Source organism: Sphingobium sp. B10D7B (assembly GCF_025961955.1).
GTDB lineage: Bacteria > Pseudomonadota > Alphaproteobacteria > Sphingomonadales > Sphingomonadaceae > Sphingobium.
Map to the genome: position 1 here is coordinate 508,098 of NZ_JAOQOQ010000001.1, position 12,941 is coordinate 521,038.

10 protein-coding genes are annotated in these 12,941 nt (G+C 65.1%); 6 read left to right on the plus strand and 4 right to left on the minus strand.

Features of this window, described 5'->3' with window-relative positions:
• Window positions 1–38 precede the first annotated feature (38 nt).
• Window positions 39–1,340 (plus strand): MFS transporter, encoded by a 1,302-nt coding sequence (locus M2331_RS02335; protein WP_181558799.1) that lies wholly within the window; start codon window positions 39–41, stop codon window positions 1,338–1,340.
• Here M2331_RS02335 and M2331_RS02340 read toward each other — a convergent pair.
• From M2331_RS02340 to otsB, 3 genes are read right to left on the minus strand one after another with little or no spacing between them, the layout of a single operon-like run.
• Window positions 1,319–2,779, minus strand: a complete 1,461-nt coding sequence (locus tag M2331_RS02340; RefSeq protein WP_181558800.1) for an alpha,alpha-trehalose-phosphate synthase (UDP-forming) — start codon at window positions 2,777–2,779, stop codon at window positions 1,319–1,321. The two genes, M2331_RS02335 and M2331_RS02340, sit on opposite strands and share 22 nt — an antisense overlap.
• Window positions 2,776–4,572: a glycoside hydrolase family 15 protein gene (locus M2331_RS02345; protein ID WP_181558801.1), complete on the minus strand. Its 1,797-nt coding sequence runs from the start codon at window positions 4,570–4,572 to the stop codon at window positions 2,776–2,778. Before M2331_RS02345 ends, M2331_RS02340 begins: the two co-directional genes overlap by 4 nt.
• On the minus strand, window positions 4,572–5,483 hold the full coding sequence (gene otsB, locus M2331_RS02350; protein WP_181561311.1) for a trehalose-phosphatase: 912 nt from the start codon (window positions 5,481–5,483) through the stop codon (window positions 4,572–4,574). Before otsB ends, M2331_RS02345 begins: the two co-directional genes overlap by 1 nt.
• 13 nt (window positions 5,484–5,496) lie before the next feature.
• Between otsB and M2331_RS02355 the strand changes: the two genes are divergently transcribed.
• The gene (locus M2331_RS02355; protein WP_181558802.1) at window positions 5,497–5,964 is read left to right on the plus strand and encodes a low molecular weight protein-tyrosine-phosphatase; all 468 of its coding nucleotides are present in this window, start codon (window positions 5,497–5,499) and stop codon (window positions 5,962–5,964) included.
• On the opposite strand, the gene M2331_RS02360 is transcribed toward M2331_RS02355, so the two are convergent.
• Window positions 5,951–6,880, minus strand: a complete 930-nt coding sequence (locus M2331_RS02360) for a 1-phosphofructokinase family hexose kinase (RefSeq protein ID WP_181558803.1) — start codon at window positions 6,878–6,880, stop codon at window positions 5,951–5,953. The genes M2331_RS02355 and M2331_RS02360 overlap by 14 nt on opposite strands.
• Window positions 6,881–7,154: 274 nt before the next feature.
• On the opposite strand from M2331_RS02360, the gene M2331_RS02365 reads away from it, so the two are divergent.
• The 4 genes from M2331_RS02365 to M2331_RS02380 all read left to right on the plus strand — a co-directional run bounded on the left by M2331_RS02365 (window position 7,155) and on the right by M2331_RS02380 (window position 12,905).
• Window positions 7,155–9,125, plus strand: coding sequence for an extracellular solute-binding protein (locus tag M2331_RS02365; RefSeq protein ID WP_181558804.1), 1,971 nt, complete (start codon window positions 7,155–7,157; stop codon window positions 9,123–9,125).
• Complete coding sequence (locus tag M2331_RS02370) at window positions 9,122–10,201, plus strand: microcin C ABC transporter permease YejB (RefSeq protein WP_181558805.1); 1,080 nt, start codon at window positions 9,122–9,124, stop codon at window positions 10,199–10,201. Before M2331_RS02365 ends, M2331_RS02370 begins: the two co-directional genes overlap by 4 nt.
• A 65-nt stretch (window positions 10,202–10,266) precedes the next feature.
• A complete protein-coding gene (locus tag M2331_RS02375) occupies window positions 10,267–11,286 on the plus strand; it encodes an ABC transporter permease (protein WP_413716078.1) in 1,020 nt (339 codons plus the stop codon).
• Window positions 11,283–12,905 carry an ABC transporter ATP-binding protein gene (locus M2331_RS02380; RefSeq protein ID WP_181558807.1) on the plus strand — a complete coding sequence of 541 codons (1,623 nt, stop codon included), beginning with the start codon at window positions 11,283–11,285 and terminating at the stop codon, window positions 12,903–12,905. The genes M2331_RS02375 and M2331_RS02380 overlap by 4 nt, the downstream gene beginning before the upstream one ends.
• Window positions 12,906–12,941 lie beyond the last annotated feature (36 nt).

Genomic DNA, 12,941 nt, shown 5'->3' on the forward strand with positions numbered 1-12,941 from the left:
ATGAACCGGCGGCGACAGGGTGAGAGGATGGGACCGAGATGAGCCAGAGCGATGCAATTCTGCCGGCGGATGCACAAGCGGGCCCGCCGGTGCCTGCCAGGACGGCCAGCGGATTTCAGATCTACATCGTCGGCCTGCTGAGCTTCATCATCATGGTCATCGATGGCTATGATATCGGGTCGATGCCCGTCATCGTGCCGCATCTGGCGCAGCTTTGGGGGGAGTCACCGGCCTTGTTCGCACCGGCCCTATCCGCCGTGGTCATTGGCTTGGGTCTCGGCGCCTTCTTTCTCGGACCGCTGGGCGACAAGGTCGGGCGGCGCACGACGACCGTGGTGGCGCTTGGCGTCATCAGCTTCGCGACGCTCGGCACGTCATGGTCGCAGACGGTCAGTCAGCTCTTCTGGTGGCGCTTGCTCACCGGCACGGCGCTGGGCGCCTGTCTGCCCAATGTGCTGGCGATCCTCGCGGAGGTGATGCCAGCCAAGCGGCGGGCGAGCGCGATGACCATCGTCGGGTGCGGCATCCCCGTCGGGGCAGCCGGCGCCGGTATCGTGGTGCCGTGGCTCACGACCGGGCGCGGGTGGGAAGCGGCGTTCACCGTCCCGGCGACCTTCATGTTCGTGATCACGATTCTTCTCGCGCTGTTTCTCACGCGCCTGCCGGCGGCTCCCGTAGCGGCCAAACCGGCGCGTGAGCGGGCATGGCACTGGACGGACATTCCCATCTTGGCGCCGCTAGGGCGCGGCTATCTGCTTCGCACCACGCTGTTTTCCGCGCTGTTCTGCTTCAACGCTTTGTCCATGTACATGCTGGCGAGTTGGCTGCCGACGGTGCTGCGCGGGGTGGGCTTCAGCTTCGAGACCTCGGCCCATATGGCTTCCATCGTGCAGATCGGTGGGCTGGTCGGCGGCCTCATTCTGGCTACGCAGATCGACCGTCACCGCACGATCCCGGCGCTGCTGGCAGGCTATGCGCTGGTGTCCCTCGGCTTGGTGGCGCTGGCGGTGCTGGCGCCGGCGTTCGCCACCTGGGGCCTCCTCATGCTGATTATCGGCATGGGCGTCGGCGGCGCCCATATCGCCCTGACGGCCGTGGCCGCGAGCATCTACCCGATCACGATGCTGTCGGCCGCCATCGGTCTGGCAGTTGCTGTCGCGCGCGTGGGTGCCATGGCGGGGCCGCTTGTGGGCGGGGCGCTGATCGCTGCCAACATGTCCGCCGGCATGTTCTTTCTGGCGCTGCTGGTGCCGGTCGGCTGCTGCATCCTGTGCGTGCTCGCCTTCTCCAAGGCGCGGATCGCGACCGCGCCCTCCGCTCAGGAGGAGGCTGCAGCCTGAGCGGCCTCTTTCGTATCTGCGCCTTCTGAACTCTCAGAGGCCTCGGCAGCGCTCCCTCGCGGCGGGTGTTCGCTCGTCAGCAGATCGAGGAAGCGCTTGAGCCACCAGCGGATGTCCTGCGTTTCTACGCTGTCCATCATCGCGCGCCAGCGGCTCTTGCGCTCTTCAAGCGGCATGAGCAGCGCCTGGTGCAGCGCGTCGGCCAGTTCTTCCGGGCTGAACGGGTTGACCAGGAGGGCATCCTGCAATTGCTCGGCGGCGCCCGCATAACGCGAGAGGATGAGGACGCCGGGATTTTCCGGGTCTTGCGCCGCGACATATTCCTTCGCGACAAGGTTCATCCCATCCCGCAATGGTGTCACGAGCGCAGCGCGCGCGGAGCGGTACATGCCGGAGAGGGCAAGCCGGTCATAGCCACGGTTCACATAGCGCAACGGCACCCAATGGGCGGTGGCGAACTCGCCATTGATATGGCCCGAGAGCGCATCGAGTTCGCGGCGGATGTCCTGATAGCTGGCGACCTGCTCGCGCGATGGCGGCGCGATCTGGAGGAAGGTGACCTTTTCCTGAAACTCGGGATGGTCCTGCAACAGGCGGCTGTACCCGTGAAAACGCTGCTCCATGCCCTTGGAATAGTCCAGCCGGTCGACCCCCATGATGAGGTCGCGGCCTTCGAGACTGCGCAGGATGCTTTCGCGCGCTTCATCGGCTTCCGGGGTGGTCGCGCTTTTGGCAAAGTCCCCCGCATCGATTCCGATCGGGCAGGCAACGACCCGCACGGTCCGGTCGCCGATGCGGATCACACCGTCCGATATTTCCGCCTCGGGGAACTGGTCGTGGACGTAATAGAGAAAGGAATCGAGCCAGGCCTGGCACTGGAAGCCCAGCAGATCATAGGCGAACAACGCATTCACCAGCTTGGCGTGGCTCGGCAGGGAGGTCAGCAGGCGCGCAACGGGCCAGGGCGTGTGGAGGAAGAAGCCGGTGCGGTTGGTGACATCGCGCTTGCGCAGTTCCGCGCCGAGCGGGATGAGGTGATAGTCGTGGACCCAGATCAGGTCTTGAGGCGTGACCAAAGGCATCAGGGTGTCGGCAAACCGTTCGTTCACCCGCGCATAACCGCCCGCGAAGTTGCGCTCGAATTCTGCCAGATCGGTCCGGTCGTGAAAGAGCGGCCAGAGGGTGCGATTGGCAAAGCCGTTATAATATTCGTCGATATCCTGCGGTTCGAGATCGACGGTGGCAGTGGTGACGCCATCGCTCTTGCTGAAATTCACATGACCGGTGAACGTCTCGGTTTCATTGCCCGACCAGCCGAACCAGATGCCGTTTGTCTCGCGCAGCGCCGAGGACAGCGCGACCGCAAGGCCGCCCTGATTGGCTTGTCCTTCCCCCGTCGGCGGGCTGACGCGGTTCGACACGATGACGAGGCGAGTCATCTGATGGTACTCCACGGCTTACTGAGCAGAACGGCGCAGTTGATTAATCCAACCAACGAATAGGTTTGGGGATAGTTGCCCCACAGCTCACCCGTGGCTGGGTCGATATCCTCCGAGAGCAGGCCGGCGGCGGTGCGGCGGCTGAGCATTTCCTCGAACAGCACCCGCGCCTCGTCCACCCGTCCGGTGGCGTGCAGCGCCTCGATCAGCCAGAAAGTGCAGACGTTGAAGGCGGTCGAGGGCAGGCCGAAATCGTCTTCGGTGGCATAGCGCAGCATGTGGCTGCCGCGCCGCAGCCCCTGCTCGACGGCCTCGAGCGTGGTCTTGAACCGCGGGTCGCCGGGCGAGAGAAACCGAAGGTCCAGCAACTGGATGATGCTGGCATCCAGATCGTCGCCCCCGAATGTCGCGGACATGCGGCCCGTGTCTTCCCGCCACGCCGCATCGATAATGGTCTGGCGCATGCTATCGGCCCGGCCCTGCCAGAAGGCGGCCCGTTCCGGCAGATCGAGTGCGGCGGCGGCATTGGCCAGCCGGTCGCACGCCGCCCAGCACATCGCGGCGGAGTAGGTGTGGACATGGCTGCGGGTGCGCAGCTCCCACAGGCCGGCATCGGGCTTGTCATAGACGTCCCACGCGCGCTCGCCGACAGCTTCGAGCGCGTGGAAATCATCCGTCCCGCCCATGCGCAGCAGCCGCCGGTCGAAGAAGCTCTGGGTGCTGGAGAGGACGATCTGGCCATAGGCATCGTGCTGGATCTGCTCGGCCGCCTGATTGCCGACGCGCACCGGCCCCATGCCGCGATAGCCGGCGAGCCCCGGCGCGATCCATTCGGTCAGCGTGGCTTCGCCGCCCACGCCGTACAGGGGCTGAATATGGCCCCCGCGCGCGTTGTCGACGAGGTTGCGCAGATATTCGAGATAGCTCTCCAGAACATCGAGCGCCCCGAGCCGGTTGAGCGCCTGCACGGTGTAATAAGCGTCGCGAATCCAGCAGTAGCGATAATCCCAGTTGCGCCCGCTATCGGCATGTTCGGGCAGCGATGTGGTCAGCGCCGCGACAATCGCGCCGGTTTCCTCATGCTGGCACAGCTTGAGCGTGATCGCGGCGCGAATGACCGCTTTCTGCCACTCCACGGGCGTGGCGAGGCCGCGCACCCAGCCTTGCCATTCACGGATCGTCCGGTCGAGCATGGTGTCCAGCGTGATGCGCAGGTCGTCGGCAAAGCTCTCGTCCGGCCCCAAGAAGAAGTGCAGCGGGCGTTCGACCCGGAACAGCCGCTCGTCCTCGATCCAGCCGACCGGCGCCGTCGTCGTCAGGCGCAGGGTCATGTCCGAGAGCATGTAGCGAATGTGATTGGTGCCGCGCGTGCGGTGCGGGTCGCGCGCGCCCCAGTCGCGCGCCGGGCGCAGGCGGATGCGGATCCGCGGACTGCCCGCCACCGGCTTGACGATGCGGGCATAAGCGACCGGACGGAACATGCGCCCGCTCCGGTGGAAACGCGGGCAGAAGTCGATGACCTCAATGGCGTTGCCATGCTTGTCCTCATGCCGCGTCACCAGCACCGGTGTGTTGCGGACATAATGCTGCGCAGTCTCCACGCAGTCTTCCAGGTCGATTTCCCAAAAGCCGCGTGCGCCCTCGGCAGCGCGCGGGGCCGGGTCGAGCAGGGAGGAGAAGGCCGGGTCGCCATCCACCCGGGGCACGCAGCCCCAGACAAAGCGGCCAGCCCGGTCGATCAGGGCGGAGACCTGGCAATTGCCGATGGGCCAGAGGTCGAGTGTAGCAGTCATCAAAGCAGGTCCTCCAGCCAGGCATGTACGGCGCGCGGATTGGCAAGCTTGTATTGGGCTGCGGTCGGCCGCCGATCGCCCACGATCACCCCGATGCCGCCAAGCGCTTGCGCGGCGAGAAACGCGGCCTCGTCTGTCTCGTCATCGCCAAGGAACCACGGCGAGGTGCCTGCCATGGGCGCGCGGCTCATCAGGGTGCGCACGGCCTTGCCCTTGTCGCCGCCGGGCATCCGCAGTTCCGTCATCATCTTGCCGGGCTGGTAATGGAGGCCGAGGTCGTCAGCGAGGCGGGTGGCGAGGGCGGTGGCTTCCGCCTCGATCTGCGGCGCCATGCGGAAATGCAGCGCGACGCCATAGCTCTTGTCCTCGACGATCACGCCCTCATGCCGGCCGGCGAAGGCGCGAAAGTCCGCAGCGGCCTCGTCCAGTCCCTTGGGCCGCACCGGATGCGCCGCGACGCCGCGCCAGCGATGCTCGCTGCCATGGCTGCCGGAAACCGCGAGATCCTGCGCGATGGGGCCGAGAATGGCATCGATCTGGGCGATGGAGCGCCCACTCACGACCGCTAGACGCCCGTCGAGCCGCGTCGTCAGCCGGGTGAGCAGGCTGCGCAGACGCTCGTCTGCGATCACCTCTTCGGGATGGTCGATCAGCTCGAAGAGCGTGCCGTCCAGATCCAGAAACAGGCTGAGATGGTCGAGGGTGTCGATTGAGGGCGCTGGAAGATCGACTGCGGACGGATGCGAAATGGTGATTCCCCTGTCATGCTTTGCGTCATGGTTTGCGTCATGGTTGGGTCCGCCGTGATTGGGTTCGGCGTAGCTCTCGTTGCGAACGCCCGCACATGGGGGCGGGTTCCGGTCTCGCGGCCTGGCCGAAGCGCGGCCGGGTCGCGTTCGTCGTCCGCGCATGATAGCGAGGCGCATGCTCAAGCCAACCCCATCCGCCATTTTGTTCGTCTGTCTCGGCAATATCTGCCGGTCGCCCTTGGCCGAGGCGGCCTTCCGCCACGAGGCGTCGCTGGCCGGCCTCGATGTGACGGCGGACTCGGCGGGCACGGGCGACTGGCATGTCGGGCGGCCGCCCGATCCGCGCGCGCAGGCCACCGCGCTGCGCCATGGCATCGACATCTCGACCTACCGCGCGCGGCAGATAGCCCCGGCGGATTTCCAGCGCTTCGACATGATCCTTGCGCTGGATGCGGACAATCTCGCCAACATCCGGCGCCTCGCGCCCGCAGGGCATCGCGCTCATGTCGGCCTGTTGCTGGACATGGTGCCGGCGCGGGAGGGGCAGGCCGTGGCCGACCCCTATTTTGGCGATGAAGCCGGGTTCGATGTGACCTGGCGGGATGTGCAGGCGGCGGCGCGCGCGCTGGTCAGCCGGTTTTGATCTGCGCGTAGAGGCGGTCGATGTCGGCCGGGCGGGCAAGGTCGGTGCCCGGCGTCAGCACCGCCGCAGTGCCACCGGCAATGCCATAGCGAAAGGCGTCCTCCACCGGCCAGTCGCTGGCCAGCGCATAGACCATCGCGGCGACGAAGCTGTCCCCGGCGCCGACCGCGCTTTTCGCGTCGATGGGGATGGCGGGGTGATAGAGGGTGCTCTCTGCCGTCGCCAGCACCGCGCCTTCATGGCCAAGAGTGACCGCGACATAGCGCGCGCGGCCCGATCGCACGATTTCCTGCGCTGCCGCCGCAATGGCGTCCGGACCTTTCAGGTCGCGCCCGACGAGCTGCTGCAATTCCCCCTGGCTCGGCTTGATCAGCAGCACATGCTCGCCGCTCAGGCCGCCGCGCAGACCGGCGCCTGAACTGTCGAGCACGAAGCCGATGCCGCGCGGCGCCAGCGCGGCGGCAAGCTGCCCGTAGAAATCCTCCGGCACCCCGGGCGGCAGCGACCCGCTGGCCACGAAATAATCGCACGCCACCTGACTGAGCTGGTCGAGCGCCAGCCGCCATTCGGCTTCCTCCACCACCGGTCCCGGCGGCGTGAAGCGATATTCCTTCCCGCTGTCCTTCTCCAGCACCGATGTCGCGACGCGGGTCTCGCCTTGAATGGGGATTCGCGCGCGCACCAGTTGATGCCGGTCGAGCAAGCCATCCAGCGCTACGCCCGTCGCCCCGCCGGACAGGTAATGCACCCGCGCATTGCCGCCCAGCCGCACGAACACGCGGGCGACGTTGATGCCGCCACCGCCGGGATTATGATATTCGCCAGCCGTCCGCATCTTGTGCGTGGCGAAGACCTTGTCGACCTCGTAGGCCACATCGATGGTGGGATTGAGGGTGAGCGTGGCGATGTTCTTCATGCGCATGGGCTAGCAGGATGCGCGCGGCGATCAAAGCCGTGCCGCGCTGTGCGGCAGCCGGTTGCATTGGCGGAGCAGGCGCGGCACGATGACGAGCAGGGCGTTTACGTGCCTGGCAGCGCGAATTATGACAAGATAAGTTCGATTCGAATTGTTAGTTAGGTCAACTAAAGTTAGACATTGAACCAACGGAGCGGGTGAGGCGACATTCGGCGCAAGATCGAATGAGCATCACCGGTTTGCTGGACTCCATCTGGGGTTCGGAAGGGAGAGTATGGCTGGAGATGCTGCGGACGGCCCGAATGACCATGGCCTGGATGATGGCGGCCCGCCACCACCTGCCGGGCCGGTGAGGCAGCGCCTCGGGGTGCTTCGGCAACTCCTGCTGGCGCTTCTCTGCCTTCCGCTGCTGCTGACGATCAGTTCCGCCAGCGTTCAGGCCGTGCCGGGCGGCAATGAGCTGATCTCCAGCCATGCTTATGCGGTGTTCGGCACGCCGAAATACGGCCCCGGCTTCAAGCATTTCGACTATGCCGATCCCAAGGCGCCCAAGGGCGGCACGCTGCGGGTGGCCTATATTGGCGGCTTCGACAGTCTCAATCTCATGGCCCTGCTTGGCACGCCGCCCATCGGCATGATGCAGGTCTATGAGCCGCTGATGCGGCGCAGTTCGGACGAGCCGGCGATGCGCTACGCGCTGGTCGCCGAGTCGATCACCTATCCCAAAGATATTTCATGGATGGATTTCCATCTCGATCCCCGCGCGCGCTGGCATGATGGCGTGCCGATCACGCCCGAGGACATCATCTTCACCATCGATCAGGCCAAGGGCCTGGTGACGCCCTCTCTCAAGCGCCTTGAACAGGCCGTGACGCGTGCGGAAAAGCGTGGGCCGCACACGGTGCGCGTCTATTTCACCCAGCCCAATAATCCCACACTGCCGACGGTGGTGATGGATATGTGGCTGCTCCCCCGCCATTATTACGCGAAGCACGCGCTCAACGCCGCCTCGCTCGACCGCCCCTTGGGCAGCGGCCCCTACAAGGTCGGCCGCTTCAGCCAGGGGCGCTGGATCGAATATGAGCGCGTGAAGGATTATTGGGCCAAGGATCTGGCGGTCAACAAGGGCCGCTACAATTTCGACATCATCCGGCACGATTATTACCGGGACCAGACGGTGGCCTATGAGGCCTTCCTCGCCGGCAATGTCGACTTCCGGCAGGAAACGAGCGCAGTGCGCTGGGCGAGCGAGAAGCAATTGCCGGCCTTCCGCGCGGGCCAGATCAAGCGACAGGTCATCGATTACCGCAGCCCATCCTTCTATCTGGGCATCGTCATGAACACGCGGCGCCCCGCGCTGGCGGATCGCCAATTGCGGCGCGCGCTGATGCTGGCCTATGATTTTGAGTGGGTGCGCCGGACCCTGCTCGCCGGGCATCATGGCCGCCTGCACAGCTTCTACACCAACAGCGAGTTCGCGGCCGAGGGCCTGCCCCAGGGGCGGGAGCTGGAACTGCTCCAATCCGTGCGGGACGAGGTGCCGGGCGAGGTGTTCACCAAGGCGCCGGACTTGCCGGTCGGCGGGAACTGGCGCAATCGCCGGGCCAATCTCATCGAGGCGGTGCGGATCCTGCGGGCGGCGGGCTATCGCTATCAGGACGGCCGGCTGATCGACAAGACAACCGGTCGCCCCATGGCGCTCGAGCTGATCAGCTATTCCCCACTGATGGACCGGCAGGTTTCGCTCTTTGTCGAGAATGCGCGGCAATTGGGCATCGCCATCAGTTTCCGCTCGTTCGACAGTGCGCAATTCCGGCATCGGCTGCGGCATTATGATTATGACCTGCTGCTCAACATCCCGATGTTCCCCGGCCATGAAACGCCGAGCATCGGCCAGACATTGATCTGGGGGTCGCACGCTGCGGATCAGCCGCAATCGCTGAACTATCCGGGCGTCAAGAATCCCGCAGTCGACAAGATGCTGGCGCAGATGATCACCGCGACGGACCGGGAGACCGTGGTCGGCGCCATGCGGGCGCTCGATCGCATCCTGCTGTGGAATTTCTATGCCATTCCCTTCCAGCATGATTACCCGGCGCCGGTGGGGCAGATGCCGATCACCTATTGGGACCGGTTCGGCATGCCGAAAAAGCAGCCCGCCTATAATTTCCCGATCATGACGCTGGACACATGGTGGGCCGACCCCGGCAAGACGGCCGGGCACGCACAAGGACAGTCCTCATGACGGCGCTCTGGTCCTATGTCGCCCGCCGGCTCCTGCTGATGGTGCCAACGCTGATCGGTATCGTCACGATCACCTTCATCATCATCCAGTTCGTGCCCGGCGGCCCGATCGACCAGATTCAGGCGCGGTTCGCCGGCACCGCGATGGACGCGACGGCCACCATCGGCGGCAGCGTGGACACCGGGGCGAGCAGTGGCATCATGCCCACCGGCGAGCTGGACCCGGCGATGGTGAAGGAGCTTGAGAAGCTCTACGGTTTCGACAAGCCCGTGCTCTATCGCTACTTCAAGATGCTCGGCGATTTCGCGCGGTTCGAGTTCGGCAACAGCTATTACAAGGACCAGCCGGTGATCGATCTGATCATCGAGAAACTGCCGGTTTCGATCTCGCTGGGCCTCTGGACCACGCTCATCACCTATCTCGTCGCCATTCCGCTCGGCATCCGCAAGGCCGTGCGTGCGGGCACTGCGTTCGATGCCTGGTCGAGCTTCTTCGTGACCATCGGCTATGCCATTCCGGGCTTCCTGTTCGCGGTGCTGCTGGTCGTGCTGTTCGCGGGCGGCACGTTCTGGAGCATCTTCCCGGCGCGGGGCCTTGTCTCGGACAATTGGGAGGAGCTCTCGCTCATCGGCAAGGTGCTCGATTATCTCTGGCACATCACCCTGCCGGTGGCCGCGATGGTCATCGGCGCCTTCGCCAACCTCACCATGCTCACCAAGAATTCGATCCTCGATGAAGTGGGCAAGCAATATGTGACCACGGCGCGAGCCAAGGGCCTCTCCGAGAACGGCGTCCTCTATGGCCATGTCTTCCGCAACGCGATGCTCATCGTCATCGCCGGCTTTCCGGCCGCCTTCGTCAGCGTGCTGTTCACCTCCTCGCTGCTGATCGAGGTGATCTTCTCGCTGGATGGCCTCGGGCTGCTGGGCTTCGAGGCAACGATCAACCGGGATTACCCGGTGATGCTGGGCTCGCTGTTCATCTTTTCGCTGCTCGGCCTGCTGACCAATCTGCTCGGTGACGTCACCTATGTGCTGGTCGACCCCCGCATCGATTTCGAAAGGCGGGACGTCTGATGAACGCCGAAACGCCCGTCGCAGCCCCGGCCGTTCATCCCCGGCCTGTGCGCCCGATCAGCCGGATGAGCCCGCTCACGCGCCGGCGCTGGGCCAATTTCAAGGCCAACAAGCGCGGCTATTGGAGCCTGTGGATATTCCTTGCGCTCTATGTGGTGACGCTGTGCGCCGAGCTGATCGCCAATGATAAGCCCATCTTGCTGAGCTATCGTGGCGAGATCTATGCGCCCGTTCTGCGCGCCTATCCGGAGACCACGTTCGGCGGCGTGTTCGAGACGGAGGCCAATTATCAGGACCCCGCCGTGCGGGCGATGATCGCTGAGGGCGACGGCTGGGCGATCTGGCCGATCATCCCCTACAGCTACCGGACGATCGATTACGATATCCCCGTCACCGCGCCGTCGCCGCCCTCCGCACGCCATTGGCTGGGCACAGACGACCAAGCGCGCGATGTGCTGGCGCGCATCATCTACGGCTTCCGCCTCTCGGTGACCTTCGGCCTGCTGCTCACCTTTTTCAGCTCCATCATCGGCATCACCGCCGGCGCCATACAGGGCTATTTCGGCGGGTGGACCGACCTCATTTTCCAGCGCTGCATCGAGATCGTGCAGAGCCTGCCGATGCTCTACCTGCTCATCATCATGGCCAGCTTCCTCACGCCCAGCTTCTTCACGCTGCTCGGTGCGCTGCTGCTGGTGAGCTGGATGACGCTGGTGCACGTCGTGCGCGCCGAGTTCCTGCGCGCGCGCAATCTCGATTATGTCCGCGCCGCCCGGGCGCTTGGCCTTGGTAACCGCACGATCATGTTCCGGCACATCCTGCCCAATGCGATGGTGGCGACCATTACGTTCCTGCCGTTCATCGTCTCCTCGTCGATCACGATCCTCACGGCGCTGGATTTTCTCGGCTTCGGCATGCCGCGCGGATCGCCCTCCATTGGCGAACTGCTCAACCAGGCGAAGAACAATCTCTATGCACCGTGGCTCGGCATCGCGGGGTTCGCCGTCATGGCCACCATGCTCTCGCTGCTCATCTTCATCGGCGAAGCGGCGCGGGATGCCTTCGATCCAAGGAAATCGACATGAGCGCCACGGACACGCCCCTGCTTGCGGTCGACAGGCTGTGCTGCTCGTTCCGCTCGGAAGGCCGCATCGTCGAGGCGGTGAAGGACGTGTCATTCACGCTGGAGAAGGGCCAGACGCTGGCGCTGGTCGGCGAGTCCGGCTCGGGCAAGTCCACCGCTGCCATGTCGATCCTGCAATTGCTGCCTTATCCGGTGGCGTTCCATCCGTCCGGCTCGATCCGGCTGGACGGGCAGGAGATCGTCGGCGCCAGCGAACGCACGATGCAGACGCTGCGCGGCGCCCGCATCGCACTGATCCCGCAAGAGCCGCTGACTGCGCTCAACCCGCTGCACACCATCGACCGGCAGATCATCGAGGCGATGAAGCTGCACGATCCCGCGATCAGCCGGGCGGCGGCGGTTTCCAAGACCATCGATCTGCTCAAGCTGGTTGGCTTGCGCGATGCCGAGAACCGCCTCAAATCCTATCCCCACCAGCTCTCCGGCGGGCAGCGCCAGCGCATCATGATCGCGATGGCGCTGGCCAACGAGCCGGACCTGCTGATTGCCGACGAGCCGACCACCGCGCTCGACGTGACCGTGCAGGCGCAGGTGCTCGATCTGCTCAAGGATCTGCAGCAGCGCCTCGGCATGGCGATGCTGCTCATCACCCATGATCTGGGCGTCGTGCGGAAGATGGCCGAGCGCGTCTGCGTGATGACGCAGGGCGAGGTGGTGGAAGCGGGTGACACCAGCGCAGTGTTCGACAATCCCCAGCATGCCTACACCCGTAAGCTGCTGGACGCGACGCCGCGCGGCGAACCGCTTAAGATCGAGGGCGATCCCGCGCCGCTGGTGCGCACCGAGGATCTGAAGGTCCATTTCCCGATCAAGGGCTGGTTCGGCAAGCCGCGCGCCTTTGTGAAAGCCGTGGATGGCGTGACGCTCTCGATCCCGCGCGGGCATACGCTCGGCGTCGTCGGCGAGTCCGGCTCGGGCAAGAGCACGCTCGGCCTTGCGCTGCTGCGCATTAGCCGCTCGGAAGGGCCGATCTGGTTCGAGGACGAGCCGCTGCACGAGCGCAACTGGAAGCAGATGCGCCCCCTGCGCAAGCGGATGCAGATCGTCTTTCAGGACCCCTTCGCCAGCCTCAGCCCCAAGATGACCATTGGCCAGATCGTCGGCGAGGGGTTGCCGATCCACCGACCCGACCTGACGCCAGCGGAGCGCTACGAGGCCGTCGCGACGATGATCGAGGAAGTCGGCCTCTCGACGGCGGTGCTGGATCGCTACCCGCACGAATTCTCCGGCGGCCAGCGCCAGCGCATCGCCATCGCCCGCGCGATCATCCTGCGGCCCGATCTCGTGATCCTCGACGAGCCCACCTCCGCGCTCGACATGTCCGTGCAGGCCCAGATCGTCGACCTGCTGCGCAACCTGCAGGCGAGCCATGGCCTGACCTATCTGTTCATCAGCCACGACCTCAAGGTCGTCCGCGCCCTCGCGCACGAAGTGGTGGTGATGCGCAACGGCAAGATCGTGGAGCAGGGCTCCTCGCAGCAGATCTTCAACGCGCCGCAGACGGACTATACCCGGGACCTGATCGCAGCCGCGCTGGAGTTGCGGGCGCGGGCGGCGTGATCGGGTTAGCAAGCCCGAGCCAGATGAATGTCCGTT